Raw genomic sequence first — 21,421 nt, forward strand, 5'->3', positions numbered from 1 at the left:
TAACTATAAAAACCGGTCTTGATGATTTCTAAAGGAGTAAAACTCCACTCTCCATTATTACAATATCATCAACAAGTACGGTGGGCTTTTTGACTAATCCATCAAGATGAATTGGAACATTAATATTTCCACCCATTGAAATATTATTTCCAAATGCAATGTGAATGGTTCCTAAAACTTTTTCGTCTTCTAAAATCTGTCCAATAATTTTCGCTTTATAATTAGTACCTATTCCAAACTCACCAACTGCTCTTGCGTCTTTTCCAACTTTGTCTAACATTTTCTGAAATTTTTTTGCTTCAGTTTTGCCGATAATTTTTTCTGCGTATCCATCTTTAACAGTAACTTTGATTGGATTCTTCAAGATACCAATTCCAGCCATTGAACCATCGAAAACAATTACACCATTAGTTGAGCCTTCAACTGGAGCAAGATAAACTTCTCCTGATGGAAGATTTCCACTTTCACCTTTATTTCTCAAAACTCCAGTGCTTGGAATAATTTTTCTTCCTTCGATGTTCATTTCAACATCGGTTCCATTTTTTGAAATGACTCTAATCACTTTAGAATTTTCAAGAGCGTTCTTGACTGAGTTTGTTAATTCAACAACTTTTTTCGAATCAGCTGATAAACATCTGATCATTGTTGATTTGCTTATGCCCGGCATAGTTGCAACTCTAGCGCCAGCTTTGACAGCTTCTCTTCTAGCATTTGTATGAGTTAAAGATTTTGCAGTTGGGCAAACTACTACATCAAATTTTTTCATTAACTCTGCAATTTGTTCTGGTGGTTCTTCACCATTCATTTCTCTCGATTTCATTTCAACATAAACAGCTTCTTTACATAATTTCTTTCCAACTTCAAATAGCGAGTAACCAATTTCTTTTTCAATCTCATCAGAAATTACTAATAACGTCTCTTCTTTTTGAAGACCGAGTAAATCTCTTAATGCGATTAATGAACTTTTTTGTAATTCCTTATTCATTTTTTCTCTCTCAATTTCTTAAAATTAAATTTTTCTCTTCAACTCGAAGCAAGTAAGAGAATAACAAACCAGAAAAACCAAGCACTGAAAAAATCCACATACCCGGAATATATCCTTGCGGATTTGCTGCACTCGCACCAAACAAATCATTGCTGTATCCAATTATCAAATTAAATGAAAACAGACCAATATTTTGAATCATTGTCATCAATCCGTAAGCAGTTCCCAATTTTGAAGAATCAACAACCAGAGCAACATAAGGCCACATCACTGCTGGAATAAGTGAAAATGCGATGCCCATCATTGACATTGGAATAATCAAATAAAAAGGAATTGAAGTGTGAATATCGAAGAAATCAAGATTTATATTTATACTTCCGCTTAACCCGAGCGGAGATGCAAGATCAACTTTGTAAGCCATTATCAAATAAACAGGAATAATCAAAAACGAGCCAAACATCATCAAATAAGATTTTTTCTTTACTCGATCAGCAAGTAAACCAAAAAGCGGAGTGAAAATCATTGCCGACAAAGTCAAAATGCTTGAAAGATTCCCACCTACTTCTCTTGATGTTCCATGAACTTCCTGGAAAAATTTTATTGCAAATGTTTGAAATGGAAACATTGCTGAATAAAAAGTCACACACAATGCTGAAATAAACCAGAACGCTTTTCCAAATCCGAAAATTTCTTTCAATACAACTTTGTCTTGATTTCCTTCTGGGGGCAATTCATATTTCTTTGAGCTGGCTAAATCAATAAAATAATAAATCAAGATAAAAACTAGAGCTGAAACACCAGCATAAAAAGAAATCCATAACGGTTTTTGCCAGTAATCATAAAAATGTTTTGCCCAGGTTGGTGAGTTGAGAGCCATAAAAGAACCAAGTCGTGCAAGAGTTAAATTCAATCCAAAAGCAAATGAAAGTTCTTTACCCTTAAACCATCTTGCAATAATTGTAGTAATTGCAACGATCATAGACTCAGCACCAAGTCCAAAAAGTAATCGACCCGATGCCATTACAAAAATATCTCCCTTAACAGCAGTAAGAAGAGAACCAAGCATTAAAAGAGTTGTAAAGATCAAAACTGCTTTTCTTGTTCCAATTCGATCAATTATAATTCCACCAATCAAAACCATAATAACATTTGGAAAACTATAAATCGCATTAAGCAAACCAATATTTGAGTCAGAAAATCCAAGTTGAGTTTTTAATAAATCAGCTAATGGACTAATGCTGTCATAGATATAATAATTACCAAACATTGCAAGGCTTATAAATAGCCAGACAATCCATCTGATTGAAGCTGGTGGTTCTCTTCTTACCTGTTCCAAATTTCAATCTCCTTAATTTTTCGCAGGGATATTTTTCAGAACTTCTAATAATAAATCATAAAATTTTTCTACAGTACTTATCTGGACTCTTTCATCAGGTGAATGAGCACCCATAATGGTTGGACCAAAAGATATCATATCCATATTTGGGTATTTTTCTTTTATGATACCGCATTCAAGTCCAGCATGAATTGCTTTTACCTCAGGTTCTTTTCCATATTTCTTTTTATAAACTTCTTTCATCAGTTTCAAAATTTCTGAATTAATGTCTGGTTTCCATCCCGGATAACCATCGCCATGTTTTACTTCTGCATTTGCAAGTAGAAAGACACAACGATTCATAATCACGATATCTTCTTTTTCACTTTCTACTGAGCTTCGTTGACTTGTACCAACAACAATTTGATCACCGAAAGTAATTGTAGCAAGATTTGTAGATGTCTCCACAAGTCCAGGTATATCAGCACTCATCTTTATTACTCCATGCGGAAGGGCATAAAGAGCATTTAAAAGATTTATTTGTGTTGATTTGTCGATTACAAATTCGGGTAAATTTGATCGTTCAAATTCAACTTTTAAATCTGGTTCAACAGAAGAAAGTTCACTTTTCACAACTGTATTGTAATAATTGACGAACCCTTCAAGTTCATCAGCTCTGGATTTATTGACAACGATTTCTGCGAAAGCTTCTCTCGGGATTGCGTTTCTTTTACTTCCACCTTCAATTTTTGAAAGTCTTATATCAAATTGATTCTGAAGATTCCAGAGAAGTCTGCTCAAAATTTTAATTGCATTTCCTCTTCCGAGATGAATATCAAGTCCTGAATGTCCACCTTTAAGTCCTGTAACTTTTATTTTATATCCAAAAGAATTAGCTGGTAAATTTTCCTTTGAATAAGAAAATCTGCCTTCCGTATCCTTTCCACCAGAACAGCCGATATAAAGTGCACCATCTTCTTCGGAGTCAAGATTTAGGAGAATTTCAGCGGTAACAAATCCTGGTTTTAGACTGTTTGCGCCAGTTAAACCTGTTTCTTCATCAAGTGTAAAAAGAAATTCAAGCGGACCATGTTGAATATCTTTAGCTTCCATAATTGCAAGAGCAGCAGCAACACCAATTCCATTGTCCGCACCTAAGGTTGTGCCTTTTGCTTTTACCCAATCGCCTTCAACATAAGGTTGAATTGGATCGTTATCAAAATCATGTTGAACATCACTGTTTTTCTCACAAACCATATCTAAATGTCCTTGCAGACAAACTGTTTTTAAATTTTCAAATCCTGGTGTAGCAGGCTTTTTAACTAATATACTGCCAAATGAATCCTGTTCGTAGGGCAATCCAAGTTTTTTAATCACAGACAAAACATATTCGACTACCTTAGATTCTTTTTTGGAAGGTCTTGGGTATTTACACAATTCACCAAAATATCTCCAGACAGCTTCGGGTTTAAGATTTGCTAATGCGTTTGACATAACTAACTCTCCTCTTTTTTAAAATCTATGAACTGATGAAATTTTAATTGAGTAAAAAATTTTGAAAGTCTTTCTTCGATTGGTTGAATTTTTGCTCCAAATTTTTCTTCTAAAATTTGGGCTATTTCTCCAACTTTTTTCTTCCCATCAATTTCAAGCCAGACTGCAGAGCCTATTTCATCGAGCTTGACTTTAAAGAATGGATACTTCAATCGAGGCATTAAGTGTCTGACCAAAAACTTATTTGTGAATTTGGGAATTAGAATTGTGATGAGGTTATTTTCAGATTTTTCGAAATCAAATTTTCTGATTGGAATGAGTTCCCAGAGATTTACTTCGACTTTTTCTTTTGATTTTCTTTTAAAGGATATCATTTCAATTTTTATTTAGTCCTATCAATGCTTTTATGAGAATTTCTAAAGTTCTAAGATTAACCCATCGTAAAATTTACGATAGAATTAAACTCCTTAAAATTCAAAATCAATTTTTCAATATTCGATCAGAACCTGTTTATAGACAATCTAAAGCAAAAAAAATTTTGTCAGGTTGAGTATAACCCAACCTGACAAATAAAAATTTAATTAATACAATTAAACAACATATTACATCATTGCACTAGGTGGAGCTGGTTCATCGGGACGACCAGCATTCTTAATTGGAATTTGAACCAATAACCAGGCAATGAAGACAAACACAAGCAAGCTGATAGCAAATGTCGGTTGTTCAAAAATCTTAAATAGTGAAACCTCAAAGAAGGCAAATGCAGCAAATACTAATCCGATTAACGCTTCACCGGCAATTAAGCCAGCCGCAACCAATACACCTGTATTCTCAACTCTTGCTCTCTGAGCTTCATTGAAATTCTTCTTATTATTAATCTGTTCAACTATACCTTTAATCAACCCACCGACGAAAATTGCAAAAGTTGTTTCAAGAGGTAAGTACATTCCAACTGAAACAAGCATTGGACTTCTGACCTGCATTAAGATAAATCCAAAGCCCATTAACATTCCAACAATAATAAGTGGCCAAGCCATCTCGCCTTTAACAATTCCCTGAGAAAGTAAAGCCATCAAACTTGCTTGAGGAGCTGGTAAATTCTTTCCGCCAAATCCTGTTCCACCAGTATTAATATCACCCTGATGCAGAATTAAAAGTGGAATAAACATAACAAATGCGGCAAGTCCAACTCCAATTATATCACCAACCTGCATTTTCCAGGGAGTACCTCCAAGAATGTGACCAACTTTTAAATCCTGCAACATTTCACCAGCAACAGCAGCGGAAACGCAAACTACCGCAGCTACTCCAAGAACTGCTGCAACTCCCGTTGTACCTTTCATTCCAAGAGCAACCATTAATAAAGCAGCGACAAGCAAAGTTGAGAGTGTTAATCCACTGATAGGATTATTACTTGAACCAATAATGCCAACCAGATAACCCGAAACTGCCGCAAAGAAAAATCCGGCAATTACCATAACAATGGTCGCAACCAGTGCAGCAACAACATCCTGTGCGAAGTAATTATAGATAAAGAATGTTGCAACTGCTGATAGTAAAATACCAAGCATTACCCATTTGAAATTGATATCTTGCTCTGTTCTGATTTCAACATGCTCACCTGTTGCAGCTTTCTTGACATCACTAATTGATCTCTTTATTCCAGTAAGTAAACTCTTCCTCATTCTGTAAAGAGTGTAACCAGCGCCTACCAACATTCCGCCTATTGCAATCGGTCTAACAATAAATCTCCAAACATTAATCGATAAATTAATCCAATCACTTTCTGCTGGATTTGGATTAGATGCAAGCAAAGAAGGTGCAAGGAAATAAGTAATAATTGGAACAAACAATCCCCATGCTAAAAGTCCACCACTGAAATTAAGTGAAGCTAATTTTGGACCAATAATATAACCCACACCGATGTATGCAGGACTAACTCCGGGCGAGCTTAATAAAATACCACCTTGTGCAGTAGCTTCACCTGAGCTTCTTAAACCAATTGTAGTTTTAGAAAAATGAACAAACTTTTCCCAGCTTTTTGCAAAGAAATTAAATTGACCGAGTGCTTGAATTAAAGCCCCAATCCCCATTGCACTAAATAAAAATTTTGCACCTGTTCCGCCGGTTCTTCCTGCTTTATGAATCTCACCAGCTGCAACAGATTCAGGGAATGGTAATTCTGCATCTTCAACCATAACTCTGCGAAGCAAAGCGACAAACATAATTCCAAGCACACCACCAACAAACATTATAATTGATGACTCAAGATAATGCTTCATTGTAAATTCGGGCCAAATACCAGCGATGAAAAATGCAGGGATAGTGAAAATTGCACCTGCTGCAACTGATTCTCCAATTGACCCAACAGTACGAGCAAAGTTTTCTTCAAGAATTGACCCTTTCATTGCTCTCAAGAGAGCCATACCAATAACTGCTGCTGGATATGTAGCTGCTATTGTCATTCCAGCTTTGAGTCCCAGATAAGCATTTGCTGCACCAAGAACCACACACATTATCAAACCAATTATCAAAGCCCGCACTGTAAACTCTGGAAGAGTTTTATCAGGTGAAACGAACGGAACATATTTTTTGCTTTCCGTCATAACAACTCCTTTGATTTAGTTTTTGATGGGATTATTTTTTAAAGATTTGAATTCAACTCTCTCCTGATTTTTTAACTTTAAAAATTTTTTCAAATATATGGATGAATTTGACTGACTTCAAGAAGGGAGCAAAGTAATTCGTAAATAAGATTTAAGATTAGATATTTTCTTCAGATTAATTTCTTTGATCATAAATCTCTTTTGATATTAGTCAAAAGTTTGAATACATTTCTTTAAAAATAGAATCTTAAAAAATCTTAATTCATCTAATTGTAAAAAGTAATGGAGATTAAATATGTTAATACTAATTGGTGCAGAAGGAAAAGATTTGAACAGTAACGTCTCAATGAGATTTGGTCATTCAAATTACTTTTTAATTTTCAACACAGAGACCAAATCAGTAGAAGCGTATGAAAATGTTGGTCACAACAAGAAACATGAAAATCTTAGAGAACTCATAAATAAAGGTGTTGAGGTAACCATAGTTGGCAATATTGGTCCTCATGCATTCGAAACAATTAATACTTCCAGAAACAAAATTTATCTTGCTAGAAAAATGTCTGTGAAAGAAGCGATTGAAAAATTTTTAAAAGGTGAACTTAAACAATTAAGCGAACCGACTGCCAAAAAAAGCATTGGCCATAAGCACAGTCATCATAATCATCATAATGATTAAAAAATATTTTAAAGTATTGTTATAAAAAGTTTGTAAGAAAATTCAAAAAAATTTGAAAACTACTGATCTGGCTTTTACGACAAACACTTAAAATTAGTTGAACGATTAATTAAAGAAGAAAAAAAACTAAATCACTTAATCTTCAAATGCGATAATGCGAAATCATATTTAACTGGGTCTTCTGCGTCAAACTTTTTTAAGTTTTCTGTAATCTCAACAGCCATATTCCAGGATGGACTTTTTAATCTTGTCAAATCATAATGCTTAGCTATTTGGTAAATATGTGTATCGAGTGGAATTATTAATTGAGAAGTTCTTATCTCATTCCATAAACCTAAATCAACATTATCTTTCCTGACCATCCATCTTAAAAATAAATTTATTCTTTTACAGGCACTTCTATTCTCTGGTGATGGGAAAAGAAATTTTATTTTTCTTGATTTGGTACCAAGACTTTGCATTTCATTCCTGAGGTATCTTGAGAAAAAAATGATCGCTGTTTTTAAGTTCTTATCTTCACTACTATAATGTTTAAGAAATAATTTTTTAAGCGAACCATATTCAGCATAAACCTTATTTAAAGTTTTCATTAAACCAATAAACTCGGAATGAAATAAGAAGCGGTGATTAATTTCAAGATTTCTTTCCAAGTAAGAAATATAATCAAGGTCAAGAATTCTGTTAAGAGCTGAAGGTAAAAAGATGTTCAGAATTTTTGAGAGAGTTTTGTTGATTTGCTTTATATTCCCGAAAGCATATAATGCAGATATGAATGCTAAAATTTCCTGATCAGTTTTATCTTGCTGAATTAAAACATTCCAGACAGGATCATCGGCTGAATTTTTTCGATTATATTTTGAGTAAAGATTTTCTAAAAATTTTTTCGTTAACTTTACTTTAGACACCTTTAACCAATCTTACCATTTCTCTTACAGCATTTTCTAATCCCACGAAAACAGCACGTGCAATAATTGAATGCCCGATGCTTACTTCATCAATTTCTTTAATTTCTCTAAAAGGAATAATATTTAGATAATTTAAGCCGTGACCAGCATTTACACCGAGATTTAGACTTTTTCCAAATTTTGCAGCTTCTCGGATTTTTTCAAGTTCTTCTAAGGCTTCTTCTTCACTTATTGTATTTGCATAAAATCCTGTATGAATCTCAATCATATCAGCATTAGCTTCAGCAGCAGCTTCGATTTGTTCTTTAACTGGATCGACAAATAAACTTACTTCAATTTTGTTTGAATGAAGTTCTTTTACAACATCAACAACTCTATCAAAATATTTAACGACATCAAGTCCACCTTCGGTAGTAAGTTCCTGTCTGCGCTCAGGAACTAAAGTTGCCAGATCTGGTCTTACTTTACATGCAATCGATACAATCTGAGGGTCCATCGACATTTCGAGGTCAAGTTTTGTTTTTACAAGTTCTCGTAAAAGATAAACATCACGATCATTAATGTGTCTTCTATCTTCCCTTAAATGACAGACAATTCCATCAGCACCTGCAAGTTCACAAATCAACGCAGCAGTAACTGGATCTGGTTCAAATTCTCCCCTTGCCTGACGTAGAGTTGCAACGTGGTCAATATTAATACAAAGCCGCATTTTTTACTCCTTTTTTCTCAAACTTAATAATTAGAAGCGATATTTTATGAACAAAATAGGTAGTGAACAATCGTCAAGTTTATATTTTAATAAAGATAGACCTGAAAAATAGTTTTGAAATAAAATTTAATAGTTAACCAAAAAAATGTGCATTATCTGTACAAGATAAATTTTCAATTCAATTTGTTTAAGGGAATTAATCTCTAATTAGTTTGAATATCAGTTTGCTTCACCTAAAAATTTTTTTCCATCTTTACTCAAATTTCTAATATACTTCTCAGGATCTTTCATAAATTTCTCATCACATCCTTTGCAGCAAAATCCGTAAACCTTCCCTTTGTATAAAACCTTTGGTGCATCAGGATCAACTTCTTCTCCCTGAACAGGACAAACTAAATTGAATGGTTTAAGATTTTTATCGGAAACATAAACAGGTTTATCATCTTTATTCTTAAAATTTTTAGACTTTGATGCTGTTGAATTTTGATCTTTACTTTCGCTCATTGATGCTTCACGCATACTCGAGTGTTGATGAGACTGTGAAATTGATTTTAATTCACTTTCAGAATCCAAAAGGAACGAACCAGATACAACTATTTCTTCATTCACTTTTAATCCAGAAATAACCTGATAGTAATCACCAAATTTTTCTCCAAGTTTTACTTCTCGGGGTTCAAAAGTATTTTCACCAGATTTAATCCAGACAATATTTTTTTCACCTTTAAATAGAACTGCACTTGATGGAATTTTTATTCCTTTACCAAAATTCTTAACAACTGACATTTCACCAAACATATTTGGTTTCAACTTGCCATTTGAGTTATTAATGACAGCTCGAACTTTAACGGTTCGTTTTGTTTTGTCAACAATCGGATAAACATAAGAAACAACCCCATAAAAAATCTCGTCAGGTTTTGAATCGATTTTTATTTTAACTTTATCACCAACCTTCAAATTCCAGATATCATTTTCATAGAATTCACCAATTGCCCACAAACTTGAAAAATCAGCAATATCATATAATACATCTCCTTCTCTTACATAATCACCTTCTACAATTTTTTTCTCCAAAACAATTCCATTAAATGGGGAATTAAAATCGATACTAAAATCAATTGATTGCGTCAACTCCAGATTTTGAATCTGTCCTTGTGTTAATCCAAGAAGTAATAATTTACTCTTTGCTGATTTCAATAATGAATTTTCTAAAATTGATTTTGAATTACTTGCAAGCGAAGAATTATTCATTGCAATCAAATATTCATTTTGTGCCTGAATTAAATCGGGGCTGTAAATCTGAAACAATGGCATTCCTTTTTTTACATAATCTCCGACTTTATCCACATATAATTTTTCAATTCTTCCATTAAAGCGAGCTGTGATTTTCTTTTTATTTGGTTCAGCAAAATCAAGAATTGCGAAAGCTTTGATTTCTTTTTCGAGCGGAGAAATTTCCACTTTGATCGTTTTTACATTAGCAAGAATGATCTTCGAATTCGAAAGCATAATCTGATTAATTAAACTATCCCTCATTTCTTCAGAGTTTGATTTTTTCACAAGATCCATATGACAAATTGGACAAACACCAGGCTTATCAGAAACAACGTTTGGATGCATAGGGCAGTAATAAATCTCTTTTGTCTCATGTTGTTCTTTATGATTAACCTCTGCTTTTTCTTTCGAGCAGGAAGTAAAAATGAACGAGGATAAAACAACTAAAAGAATAATCAAATTAAAACTTAGCGATTGGATGTTTTTAATTTTCATCTCAAATTCTCCTTATGTAAATTTTGACCTGTTATTTTTTCTAATTCTGCAAAAGACATTAAATACTCAGAGACAAGCATATAGTATTTCATTTTTTCCATCAATCTCATTCGATTTATCTCAATAATTGAATTGATAGAAACTCTTCCTGTTTCGAATTCAATTAATTGCGCATTAAATACATTATCATAAGAAGGAATTACTTTTTGTTCATAAAGTTGAATCAAGTCCTTGTTTGAATTAATTGTGAGTAAAAGATTTTGCACTTCTTTTCTCATTTGATTAATCATATTTGTCTTTTCATATTCAATCGATTTTATTGTATTCTCAAGTTCTTCAATTTTATAAGTGAACTTTTTCTTTGACCATGGGGCAAAAGGCAAATTGATTGATGTCATTAATCCAAACATTATTTCTTCCCGGCTTCCATCCATAGGCAAGGGATATTTTGTTGTTAAAATCATTCCCTTCGGCATTCTCATTATCATCCCGCTGATCATCAGATCAGGGATTAATTCTTTTTCCGTCGCTTTTATTTCGTTCTTATTCATCTCAATCATAGATTGCATTGATTTTAATTCAGGGTTAAGACTGAAGATTAAACTATCAAATTGTTCGATGGTGAAGTTTATTGCAGGTAACTTTATTTTTTTGTCCGTAAAAATTTCTTGCTCAAGATTTTCTCTTCCGATCAGAAAATTTATTTCCTTGATTAATGAGTTTCTCTTACGTTCTAGATTGATTAGTTCAACTTCCCCTTTGGCAATTTCACTTTGAATAAGAATGAGATCCGACTGATTTGTCCTGTTTATTTGATATAAAAGATCAAGTGAATTCTGAAGTCTTCTCAGTTCTTCCTGGTTTTCTTTCTGAATCATTATTTCATTTTCAAGTTTCCATAACTCAAAGTATTTCACCTTAATTTTTGTAAGTAAGTCATTCTGAATCTCATCTAATTTATTTCTGCTCAATAACAATTCACTCATTGAGACTCTTTGCATTGCATTTATTTTTCCACCGAGAGGTATCATCTGAGATAATGAAATTGTATTTGATAATGAATTACCTAGTATGTTTGCTCTATCAAAATTAAATTGATTAATCTCAAAACTGAGTACAGGTGATGGCAAAGCTGAATTTTGAATGACCTTGTTTTTCTTTGCTTCAACAATTAATTGAGATGATTTAAGTATTGGATTTTTAAATAATGCTTCATTCAGCAATGAATCAAGACTCTGTGAAAAAGCATAAAGGTTAAATTGAAATAGAAATATCGCCACAAGTTTTAATTTCATTTCAAGCCTCCTTCATCCAGTCAGACATTTTTGAGAGTTGAAGTTTTCCTTTCTTCAATGCATTTTCTTTCATAATTGCAAAAAGAATTGGAGTTACAACCAAAACATGTATTGCCGATGTTAGTAATCCTCCGATCATCGGGGCAGTTAAAGGTTTCATTACATCAGAGCCTGTACCAGTTGACCACATCACAGGAATCAATCCAACCATACTCGTAAATACAGTCATTAATTTCGGTCTCAATCTTAAAACAGAACCTTCAATTGTTGCCTCATAGATATCCTGATTTGTTATCTCACCTCTCTCACCATTTATGTAACTTCGAATTCTTTTATCAAGCGCTTCGTGAAGATATACAACCATCACAACACCAGTTTCGACTGCAATCCCATACAAAGCTATAAAACCAACCCAGACAGCAACAGAAAAATTATAACCAAGAATAAAGATCATATACATACCACCAATTAATGCAAAAGGGACTGAGAGCATAACAACTGCTGCTTCTTTATAATCTTTCAATGCCAGATAAAGTAAGACATAAATTATAAGAAATACGATTGGCATAATTATGGCAATTGTTCTCTGTGCACGGATTTTATTTTCATATTGACCACTAAAAGTATAACTATATCCTTCTGGCAATTTTAATTTTTGCTGAATTAATTTTTTTGCATCTTCAACAACGCTTCCCATATCTCTCCCCCTCGCATTCATAAACACAATCGATCTTAACATTCCATCTTCGCTGCTGATCATAGGAGGTCCTGTTGTAATCTTTACATCTGCAATCATATTTAAAGGAAGATAGATATTATCACCTTCAAAACTTTCTATTAATGAACTCGATGAATTTGGTTCACTGGATGAAATCTTACTTATCATATTTCCTGTTTCACCCATTCTCATCAACGCCATAGATTTATTATTTGAGATTGAAGATGCAATCGATGGTTTCATAGATTGCATTTCATTTTTATAAACCGGAATAGGAATGATCAAGTTTTTCAAATCCTCGATTTCATCTCTAAAATCTTTCAGGAATCTAACTCTTAAAGGAAAACGCATTCTTCCGTCTATTACAACACTAAGATTTTCACCGCCGATTGCTGTTTCAATTATATTTTGAATATCCTGAACATTAATTCCAAATCTTGACGCTGCATCTCTTTTAATTGAAATATCCAGATAATATCCATTCTGAACTCTTTCAGCTACAACATCAGCAGCACCTTGAACTTGTTTCAGAATTTGCTCTGCCTGAATTGCAAGAAGTTCAAGGGTATCGAGGTTTGTTCCAAAAATCTTTAATCCAATGTCAGTTCTAACACCCGTGCTTAACATATTAATTCGATTAATTATTGGTTGAGTCCATCCATTTGTTACGCCAGGGATTTGAAGTTTTTGATCAAGTTCCTGAATAATATCATTTTTAGTAATTCCTTTACGCCATTGGTTTTTTGGTTTGAGGAGAATAATGGTCTCGATCATACTTAAAGGTGCATTGTCTGTTGCAGTTTCTGCCCGCCCAGCTTTACCCAATACATATTCTACCTCAGGAATTGTTTTAATAATCTTGTCCTGAATTTGTAGAATTTTTGTTACTTCTGTTATTGATACATTTGGTAAAGTCACCGGCATATAAAGGATTGAACCTTCATCCAGAGGAGGCATAAATTCTGAACCCGTCTTTAAAACCATTGGAATAGTAATCAGCAACGCAATCAGATTAATCGCAATAGTTGTTTTTCTGTGTTTCAAAACCCAGTGAATTACCGGTTCATAGATTTGATTAAAAAATTTTGTCACAGGATTTTGATGCTCAAGCTTAAACTTCCCTCGCATTAAAAAGGTCATTAAAACAGGAATTAAAGAAATTACAACAATTGCTGAACCGAGCATTGCAAATGTTTTTGTGAAAGCAAGAGGTTTAAATAACTTGCCTTCCTGTCCGGTCAGAAGAAAAACTGGTAAAAATGAAACGAGTATTATTAATTCAGAAAAGAAGATTGCCCTGCCTACCTGCTTTGCTGATTGAATTGAAATTTCCTTGTACTCATTTGATGTCAACTCACCTTTTTCATTTAATTTTCTCGCAATGTTTCGATAAGCATTTTCAACCATTACGATTGATGAATCCACAATCACACCAATTGCTAAAATTATTCCGCCAAGACTCATAATATTTGATGTAATGTTAAAAACATACATTAGAATAAAAGCTATCAAAACCGAGATAGGAATTTCTATCAAAATTCTTACAATACTTCTAAAATGAAGTAGAAAAATCATCACCATCAGTGAAACAGTTATTGCCGCCTCAATCAATGCTCGTTCAAGTGTACCAACAGCCTCTTTTATCAATGTGCTTCTATCATAAGATGTTTTTATTTCTACACCTTCCGGCAATCCAATTTTAATTTCCTCAATTTTTTTCTTTACTCTATCAATAACTTCTTTTGCATTTCCCCCATTTCGCATCACAACAATTCCACCTACAACCTCACCTTTACCATCTTTTTCAAGCGAACCACGACGAATGTCAGGACCTAACTGAACTACTCCGATATTTTTAATCAGCACTGGGACCCCATCGCTTCTAATCTTTACAACAGTATTTTCTAATTCTTCTTTAGTATGTATATAACCTTGCCCTCTGACAAAATATTCCGCATCGTTTACTTCGATTAATTTTCCACCAACTTCACTATTACTTTTCTGAACTGCAGCAACAACATCTGATACATTGACATCGTAAGCTCTTAGTTTAATTGGGTCAATATCAACTTGATATTGCTTGACAAAGCCTCCAACACTTGCAACTTCTGCAACACCTTCTACAGCGGCAAGTTTGAATCTTATATACCAGTCTTGAATTGCTCTCAACGTCCCTAAATCGTAATTTTTTCCTTCAACAGTATACCAGAAAATATGTCCAACACCAGTTCCATCTGGTCCAAGGGTTGGGGTAACGCCGGCAGGAAATTGTGATTGAATAGTCGAAAGTCTTTCTAAAACTCGATTTCTTGCAAAATAGATATCGACATTATCTTCAAAGATTACGAAGACAAAAGACATTCCGAACATCGAGGTCGCTCTTACTGCTTTAACTCCAGCAACTCCTTGCAAAGAAGTAACTATTGGATAGGTAACCTGATCCTCAACAACTTGCGGTGATCTTCCCATCCATTCAGTGAAAATAATGACTTGGTTTTCTGATAAATCAGGGATAGCGTCGACAGGTAAATTTGCAACTGAGTATATTCCAAATCCAACTATTAACAAGTAAAATAAAATAACCAGAAAACGATTTTGCGAACTCCATTCTATAATTTTTTCAATCATTATTAGACTCCTTAATTGAATTTTAAACACACTAATCCACTTTACTTGAATGAAAAAAGCAGAAAATTTCGGAGTCTAAATAAGCAGAATTAAATTTATTAGATAGGAAGGTATTTTTTGTGGTGGTGAATGGGTATTGGTTACTTGAACTTCAAAAGTATTGGTTGTTAATTCAGGAATTGAGGGTAGAAGAAAAGCAACTTGAAGTTGATTAAGTTCATTTATTTCAGTCTTTCTTACAATAACATCATCAATTTGATTTGTGGTCTTTACAATATTTTTACAACATGGATCGTCTGAAATATCGTTTATAGAAAGATTAAAAGAATTTAAATATATGGCTTCATGATCTTCTTCACACATTCCGCATTCTGATTTAGACAATTGCTTCATCGTATCACAATAATGAAGCACGACGGTAAAGTTAACATTGGCAATAAAGAAAAGTAAAATCAGAATGCCGATGAGTATATTTTTAAATTGCTTTTTCATCTCATCGAAACTTAAAAAATAATACTTCACAAATCAAGCTCTTTATTTATAGTATGTGGTTAAAAAACAAAAGCCAGCCATTGTATAGAATGGCTGGCGATTAAACTTTTTAATTCATCTTTCTTTAAGAAATTTCAAAATTTCGTTTTCCTGTTCAGCAGTAATTTTTGCTTTATTTCTCATTGAAACAACAATAGTGTCCCATTGAGCAGGAGTGAACTCATTTCTTACATATAATTTATGACAACCACCACACTTTGAGATATATAACTTTTTGCCTTCAATAAATTGTGTTTCTTCATTATGGATAGAATGTTTTGTACATCCTGCAAAAATCAAGATTGCAGAAATTATAATTAAAGTTAATTTCATAATTCAATTCCCAGGATGCTCCTAATTTCATATTTCTCATGTCCAATAAGATCTAGGCGTGAGTTGTTTGTAGAGGTACCATTAATCTGGGCGATTAAATTTATTGTGAAATAAAATTTTTCAGTTTGAAAATTAATTGTTGGTCCCATAAAAAATGCCTGGTTTACTTTCTTATCGTAAACATTGGTGAAATTCAGATGATTTCGAAATTCTAATCCCGCTGCAAAATTTGCATTTATCTCATAAGCTAATCCACCAGTAATTTCAAATTCTGATTTGGTTGAATTCATTGGGATATTCTTTTCAATCTCTGAATTAAAATTAATCACACCAATAAAATTTGCAGATCGTTTAGTTAAAAATATTTTAGGTTCGTATTTGACTTTATCACCGCCATAATAAAATTCTGCATAAAGAGTTGGGTCAATAAAATATTCTCCAATTTCAAATAATCTATATCGTAATTCGTATGAAGTGGATGTAAAACTTAATGACTTAGGTGGATATAGATTGTTTTTTGATCTGATCTCTTCAAAATTAAAATAAATTGCGGCAGTTAGTTTATCAGTTACCCCATATTCAAATTCAATTCTGGGCTGCCATTTATAATAATAACCTTGATCTTTTTGAATTTTTCCTGTATTCCAGATCTCGAGTTCAAGGACTTTTGCAGGAATTGTATAAGATGTATATGAACGAGCAAAATATCTACGATCAGCTCTAAGAACCGAAGATGTAATTATTATTAATACAGCTGAAAAAATTAAAAAATTGCGCATTTTTTACTCCTTATTTTTTTATTACTATTTAGACCAAATCTAAATAATTTAAATAAATTTTGCAATAGTAAATTTTGCACCGATATAAATTTTTCCAGAAAAAGATTTTTCAAATTAAAACAGCTCTGTTAGATTTTTCGGGATATAATAAGATATGGGATTATAAGCATTTTTAGGAAATTACCTAAAAGTTAATGTGGAGAAATCCCCTGCTGGGATTGATGATCGAATAGAGGTTGAATTTGTTCTACTATTTTAGATAAATCATCTTTTTTATTAATTCTTTGCTTGAGCTTTGAAGTTTATAAATATAAATTCCCGAAGGTAATTTATCTGCATTAAAAACAGTCTGGTAGTGTCCCTTTTTAAGATAATCATTTACGAGGGTTTTTATTTTTTGACCTAGTAAATTAAAAATTTCTAAACGAACAAAATCATCTTCAGGTATTTCAAATTCAATGTTTGTTTGAGAATTGAAAGGATTTGGAAAATTTTGAGCAAGATAAAAATTCTTTATCGTTTTCGTTTGAGTTTCTCTCTCAACATCAAGTAATTGATTTATATTAACCCGTGCAGTCCAGAGTTGGTAGTTACCTGTCGAGTTATCCATCCAGATAGGAATTAAGTAATTATCAATTGATGTTAAAGCAATCAAATCTCCTTGATATCCCTGTCCAAGTCCACCAATTGCTTCAGGTTTGAAATTATGATCACTAATTTGGTAATCAACAAAAGAATTACCGCCATCAGTTGATCTTGAAAGAAAAACTCCAGTTGAGTCTGATGTTGTGTTTCTATCATCATAATAAAGAATATTAATTGCGCCATATTGATCTATTGTTAAAGCTGGGAAGTACTGTATTTTTCCATTATTTAATTGATCTTGATTTACTCTGATTGGTCCTTGCCAGCTTAAACCTTTATCTGTTGAACGATATAAAATCACATCAGGATCTCTACCTGCAGCACCAAAATTTTTTTGAGTGGTAACAATATAAATCCATCCGTCTCGCTCACCACCTATTGTATCAATTGCAATTTTGGGTTGTCCATTTACTCGAATATTTTGTTTTTCCGGTAATTGTCCTTGAATTCCATTAACTGCAAAAGCTTTTTCAGTGACTTGCCATGTTGCACCGCCATCTGTTGACTTTGCAAATCCTATGAATTGTTCTTGAAATGGAGAACTAGCAGCAACAACCGCCCAAGTCAGATAGACTTCACCATTTTTGCCAATAACAATATCTCCGCCAGCACATCGTTGAGTAGGATTATTAATTTGTCTCGGCTGTGACCAGGTTATTCCACCGTCATCACTATATGAAAAGTAAAGAGCATACGGCGGATTAAATCGAACCCACACTGAATATGTTCTTCCATAAAATGGACTGTTAGGGAAAACGTCTGATGCAAGAATTGCTCTTTCTAGGTCATGATCATTTATTGCATTCTGAAATGACCAGGTTTTTCCAAAATCTGTTGAATAATGTACATAAAGACCAACAAATGGTGAACGACCTAACCTTGTCAAGATAAATGTTCCATTTTTATCGATAGCAACTGCAGGATCACCACCATGAAAATTTATGTATTCACCTTTGCATGTATCTGAACCAAACCAATTCAATCCCGCATTTGTTGAAACATATACACCTTCAGAAACAAAAAATGGAAGGAATTTAATTGTATTCGCTGAAACAAATAAAGTATTTCTATCGTGAGGATGACGAACTACAACAGGTTCTGTTTGAGAAATAGAAGAGGGGTAAAGAAGAAAATTCTTCACCCCCGTGTTTTGAAAGGATTGAGAAAATACTTCAGCACCAAAAACTAAAAGAAGACAAATAATAAAAATCATAAAGTATATCCGAGGTGTATGTTTATGAAATACATTCTTGGTTCACCGAGTTCATAAAATCTGTTAGATGTTGAGTTTATATTGATGAAACCAACATATCTTTTATCGAATATATTATTCACACCAGTACTCAACAAGACATTTACTCTTCCAAATCTTTGATCAATTCCAATCATAAAATTGAGAAGATTATAAGAATCGGTTTTTTCTGAATTTACATCATTTACATACATTCCACTAATATATTGATAGCTCAATTTTGAAAAGAAATCTGTATTAAGTGCTAATGATTTTTCATAAGTCAATGCAATGTTTAAGTTATGTTCAGGAACGCTTGGAACAACATTTCCAGAATAGTTTTGCTCTGTGATTACAAAATTGTTTTGATTACCAGTTATAGCTTGTGCTGTGTATTCTACATAACGGAAAAGTGAATAAGTATAACTTGTCTTTAATCTAAAACCATACATTAATTTTGAGTCACTACCAAATTCAATTCCTCTTCTCCATGTTTTAGCAGCATTTCGGTAAAATACACTTCCAAAAACTTCGAATGGAACAATTTCATCTCTAATTACACTGCTGAATAAAGTAAGATCAAATGTATTGTCTGAAAAAACTGGTAAATCAACAAATTTTAATCTTCCTTTTAAGCCGAGTTCGAAGTTTGTTGAAAATTGTGGTTTCAAATCGGGATTAAGTAATCCAGCTCCAGCATCTGAACTTAACGGGAAATTATCAAGCTCATTTCCTGCTGGCACATCAAAACTGTATCCTGCTGAACCATAAATTGCAAGATCAGGGTGTAACTTATAATTCAATCCAAGTTTAGGAGTGAACGCATTAAACTTTCTAATTGAATTCCTCGACTCGGCAAGTCTATCTATATCATAGAAAGTTACATTATCATATCGTCCACTAATTAAAAGATTTAATTTATCAGGTATAAGCGAATATGTATCAAGCAAGAATAAACCAGCATTAGAAATTGTTTCATTTGTTATTCCACGCAGCACATCTGTCTTTAGTCCATTTACATTTGAATAAACTTCAATTGGTCCGGTTTGATAAAATAAATCAATTCCAGCGGTGAACTCATTTTTCTTACCAAGGAATAATGTCCTGTTTGTATATTTAGATGTTCCACCCACACCCCATCTATTAAAAATCCTAAATCTCCTATCAACTCTTTCAAAGTATTTGATTGTTCCATAACCAGAAATTTCAATTTCGTTAGCATTATTTTCACCCCAGAATTTATTATATCTCAAACCTACTCTGCCCTTTCTCGAATATCTTCGGTAATCAAAATTTTTTTCATCAGGTGCAGCTTGAAATGGATCTTGTTGATATTCTGCAAGTTTCAATGAACCCGGAAGTTTTATCATACCATCAACAAAATATCCAAGAACTTCTAATCTGGAATTATCTCCAGGAGTTACTTCAAACACGGTATTTAAGATGTTCCAAAAATCAGGGCTATGTTCACGATATCCTTCGTAATTATGGTAAGTGTAAGTCATTATCAACCCGGCGTTTTTCGATCTTAAATTTACTTTAAAACCATTTCGTCGCAAACCATAACTACCAATTTCATTAAATTGAGTCACATAATTTACTGGCGAATAAACATTATTAATGAAATTTACAACTCCACCTGGAGCGTTTGTATAAAGTGATGACGAGTTGCCTTTTACAATCTCAATTCTACCAACAGCGTTAAAATCAATTGCCTCAATTCTTGTTTGACCATCTGGTTCAGATTCTGGGATACCATCAAGTAAAATTCTCACTCCTCGAATTCCGGTATTCGATCTACTTCCAAAACCTCGAATTGAAATTCTGACATCATGATTTCCATATCTTGACTGCATAAAAACACCCGGCACAAATCCGAGCACATCGTTAATTGATGTCTTCTTATCAAATTTATAATTCAGGTTTGTTAATGTAGTAACTGAATACGGAATATCGATTGCTCGCTGGTATGTTCTTGTTCCTGTAACCACAACTTCTTCAAGCTGATATGATATTGTATCTGATTTTGGAATTAGATAGTATTTATCATCATACTTTTGCTGTGCAAAAGAAAGTAATGGAATTAGAAGAGACAATAAAATATAATGAAGCTTCATACTTCCTCCACTTAAGTTTTTTTACAATAAAAGAATTTAATTCTAATTAATTAGTTGGCTGATTAGAAAAATAATCGTGGAGGAGGATCAGGAATGATGAGACAAAAATCAAGAGGATTTTCAGAATTTAAAGAAATACTGATTGAATAATTTTGTTGAAGAAAATTATTTAAATCTTGAATAACGAAAAATTCAGTTTGAAGTGAGCTTAACAATTGTTTTATTGGTAGTGGTAAATCCTGGCGGTGTTCATTATTTACAATATAACTAACAAATATTGCCTCTAAATTTTCTTCTTTTGTGTCATTAATGCACTTATAATAAATAGAATCTCCCGACTCCCATATTGTAATTATATCATACATCTTTCCGTTATACTTAAACTCATGATCTTCTATGAAATCCAGTTTAATTTTACCATTTAATAAATCTTTTTTTGAAAAACCTAGAACATCTACAACCTGATTAAAATTATTCTTTTTTATTTGTTCTTTGATAGCCCTTTTGTGATAAAATTTAATTTGATTATAAATGATAATTATTCCCACCGAGTTGGAAACAGTAAAAACTACAATTAAAAAAAATATTAGAAGATTTTTTAATCGCATAAATTACCGGTCATAATCTATTGAAATTTACAAAATTCGAGAAAAATTTTTTAACAAGATCTTTGAAAAGAAACCCTTA

17 protein-coding genes are annotated in these 21,421 nt (G+C 32.8%); 1 reads left to right on the plus strand and 16 read right to left on the minus strand.

The features are described 5' to 3' along the window. Positions 1-28: 28 nt before the first annotated feature. The 5 genes from HPY57_01910 to HPY57_01930 all read right to left on the minus strand — a co-directional run bounded on the left by HPY57_01910 (position 29) and on the right by HPY57_01930 (position 6,400). Entirely contained in the window at positions 29-985 is a 957-nt protein-coding gene (locus tag HPY57_01910) for an aminopeptidase (protein NPV10532.1), read from the minus strand. Between the two features lie 10 nt (positions 986-995). Then, positions 996-2,252, minus strand: a complete 1,257-nt coding sequence (locus HPY57_01915) for an MFS transporter (GenBank protein NPV10533.1) — start codon at positions 2,250-2,252, stop codon at positions 996-998. 81 nt (positions 2,253-2,333) lie between these two features. Next, positions 2,334-3,794, minus strand: a complete 1,461-nt coding sequence (locus tag HPY57_01920) for an aminoacyl-histidine dipeptidase (protein NPV10534.1) — start codon at positions 3,792-3,794, stop codon at positions 2,334-2,336. Positions 3,795-3,796: 2 nt separating this feature from the next. Then, positions 3,797-4,168 (minus strand): PqqD family protein, encoded by a 372-nt coding sequence (locus HPY57_01925; protein ID NPV10535.1) that lies wholly within the window; start codon positions 4,166-4,168, stop codon positions 3,797-3,799. Positions 4,169-4,396: 228 nt separating this feature from the next. Next, positions 4,397-6,400 (minus strand): oligopeptide transporter, OPT family, encoded by a 2,004-nt coding sequence (locus HPY57_01930; protein NPV10536.1) that lies wholly within the window; start codon positions 6,398-6,400, stop codon positions 4,397-4,399. Between the two features lie 295 nt (positions 6,401-6,695). On the opposite strand from HPY57_01930, the gene HPY57_01935 reads away from it, so the two are divergent. Beyond that, the gene (locus HPY57_01935; GenBank protein NPV10537.1) at positions 6,696-7,076 is read left to right on the plus strand and encodes a NifB/NifX family molybdenum-iron cluster-binding protein; all 381 of its coding nucleotides are present in this window, start codon (positions 6,696-6,698) and stop codon (positions 7,074-7,076) included. Positions 7,077-7,207: 131 nt separating this feature from the next. Here HPY57_01935 and HPY57_01940 read toward each other — a convergent pair whose 3' ends face one another. The 11 genes from HPY57_01940 to HPY57_01990 form a co-directional block, all read right to left on the minus strand. Beyond that, positions 7,208-7,981, minus strand: a complete 774-nt coding sequence (locus HPY57_01940) for a TIGR02757 family protein (GenBank protein ID NPV10538.1) — start codon at positions 7,979-7,981, stop codon at positions 7,208-7,210. Further along, positions 7,974-8,690 (minus strand): pyridoxine 5'-phosphate synthase, encoded by a 717-nt coding sequence (locus HPY57_01945; GenBank protein NPV10539.1) that lies wholly within the window; start codon positions 8,688-8,690, stop codon positions 7,974-7,976. Before HPY57_01945 ends, HPY57_01940 begins: the two co-directional genes overlap by 8 nt. Before the next feature lie 219 nt (positions 8,691-8,909). After that, positions 8,910-10,457 carry an efflux RND transporter periplasmic adaptor subunit gene (locus tag HPY57_01950; protein NPV10540.1) on the minus strand — a complete coding sequence of 516 codons (1,548 nt, stop codon included), beginning with the start codon at positions 10,455-10,457 and terminating at the stop codon, positions 8,910-8,912. Further along, positions 10,454-11,752 carry a TolC family protein gene (locus tag HPY57_01955; protein ID NPV10541.1) on the minus strand — a complete coding sequence of 433 codons (1,299 nt, stop codon included), beginning with the start codon at positions 11,750-11,752 and terminating at the stop codon, positions 10,454-10,456. The genes HPY57_01950 and HPY57_01955 overlap by 4 nt, the downstream gene beginning before the upstream one ends. A gap of 1 nt (position 11,753) precedes the next feature. Next, positions 11,754-15,098 (minus strand): efflux RND transporter permease subunit, encoded by a 3,345-nt coding sequence (locus HPY57_01960; protein NPV10542.1) that lies wholly within the window; start codon positions 15,096-15,098, stop codon positions 11,754-11,756. A 75-nt stretch (positions 15,099-15,173) separates the two neighbouring features. Next, on the minus strand, positions 15,174-15,620 hold the full coding sequence (locus tag HPY57_01965; protein ID NPV10543.1) for a hypothetical protein: 447 nt from the start codon (positions 15,618-15,620) through the stop codon (positions 15,174-15,176). A gap of 84 nt (positions 15,621-15,704) precedes the next feature. Beyond that, positions 15,705-15,962 (minus strand): hypothetical protein, encoded by a 258-nt coding sequence (locus tag HPY57_01970; GenBank protein NPV10544.1) that lies wholly within the window; start codon positions 15,960-15,962, stop codon positions 15,705-15,707. Then, positions 15,959-16,741, minus strand: a complete 783-nt coding sequence (locus HPY57_01975; GenBank protein NPV10545.1) for a hypothetical protein — start codon at positions 16,739-16,741, stop codon at positions 15,959-15,961. Before HPY57_01975 ends, HPY57_01970 begins: the two co-directional genes overlap by 4 nt. Positions 16,742-16,991: 250 nt before the next feature. After that, positions 16,992-18,599, minus strand: coding sequence for a T9SS type A sorting domain-containing protein (locus HPY57_01980; GenBank protein NPV10546.1), 1,608 nt, complete (start codon positions 18,597-18,599; stop codon positions 16,992-16,994). Then, on the minus strand, positions 18,596-20,734 hold the full coding sequence (locus tag HPY57_01985) for a TonB-dependent receptor (GenBank protein NPV10547.1): 2,139 nt from the start codon (positions 20,732-20,734) through the stop codon (positions 18,596-18,598). Before HPY57_01985 ends, HPY57_01980 begins: the two co-directional genes overlap by 4 nt. Positions 20,735-20,796: 62 nt before the next feature. Next, on the minus strand, positions 20,797-21,342 hold the full coding sequence (locus HPY57_01990) for a hypothetical protein (GenBank protein ID NPV10548.1): 546 nt from the start codon (positions 21,340-21,342) through the stop codon (positions 20,797-20,799). Between the last annotated feature and the right edge of the window lie 79 nt (positions 21,343-21,421).

The sequence above is a fragment of the Ignavibacteria bacterium genome (assembly GCA_013177855.1).
In the GTDB taxonomy this organism is placed as follows: Bacteria; Bacteroidota; Ignavibacteria; order Ch128b; family Ch128b; genus Ch128b.

What these genes read in the sequence shown, in the direction of transcription:
- HPY57_01945 (NPV10539.1), bottom strand. Translation starts at nt 8,690, where the DNA reads ATGCGGCTTTGTATTAATATTGACCACGTTGCAACTCTACGTCAGGCA.
- HPY57_01990 (NPV10548.1), bottom strand. Translation starts at nt 21,342, where the DNA reads ATGCGATTAAAAAATCTTCTAATATTTTTTTTAATTGTAGTTTTTACT.
- HPY57_01925 (NPV10535.1), bottom strand. Translation starts at nt 4,168, where the DNA reads ATGATATCCTTTAAAAGAAAATCAAAAGAAAAAGTCGAAGTAAATCTC.
- HPY57_01970 (NPV10544.1), bottom strand. Translation starts at nt 15,962, where the DNA reads ATGAAATTAACTTTAATTATAATTTCTGCAATCTTGATTTTTGCAGGA.
- HPY57_01960 (NPV10542.1), bottom strand. Translation starts at nt 15,098, where the DNA reads ATGATTGAAAAAATTATAGAATGGAGTTCGCAAAATCGTTTTCTGGTT.
- HPY57_01985 (NPV10547.1), bottom strand. Translation starts at nt 20,734, where the DNA reads ATGAAGCTTCATTATATTTTATTGTCTCTTCTAATTCCATTACTTTCT.
- HPY57_01950 (NPV10540.1), bottom strand. Translation starts at nt 10,457, where the DNA reads ATGAAAATTAAAAACATCCAATCGCTAAGTTTTAATTTGATTATTCTT.
- HPY57_01930 (NPV10536.1), bottom strand. Translation starts at nt 6,400, where the DNA reads ATGACGGAAAGCAAAAAATATGTTCCGTTCGTTTCACCTGATAAAACT.
- HPY57_01955 (NPV10541.1), bottom strand. Translation starts at nt 11,752, where the DNA reads ATGAAATTAAAACTTGTGGCGATATTTCTATTTCAATTTAACCTTTAT.
- HPY57_01920 (NPV10534.1), bottom strand. Translation starts at nt 3,794, where the DNA reads ATGTCAAACGCATTAGCAAATCTTAAACCCGAAGCTGTCTGGAGATAT.
- HPY57_01935 (NPV10537.1), top strand. Translation starts at nt 6,696, where the DNA reads ATGTTAATACTAATTGGTGCAGAAGGAAAAGATTTGAACAGTAACGTC.
- HPY57_01915 (NPV10533.1), bottom strand. Translation starts at nt 2,252, where the DNA reads ATGTTTGGTAATTATTATATCTATGACAGCATTAGTCCATTAGCTGAT.
- HPY57_01975 (NPV10545.1), bottom strand. Translation starts at nt 16,741, where the DNA reads ATGCGCAATTTTTTAATTTTTTCAGCTGTATTAATAATAATTACATCT.
- HPY57_01980 (NPV10546.1), bottom strand. Translation starts at nt 18,599, where the DNA reads ATGATTTTTATTATTTGTCTTCTTTTAGTTTTTGGTGCTGAAGTATTT.
- HPY57_01910 (NPV10532.1), bottom strand. Translation starts at nt 985, where the DNA reads ATGAATAAGGAATTACAAAAAAGTTCATTAATCGCATTAAGAGATTTA.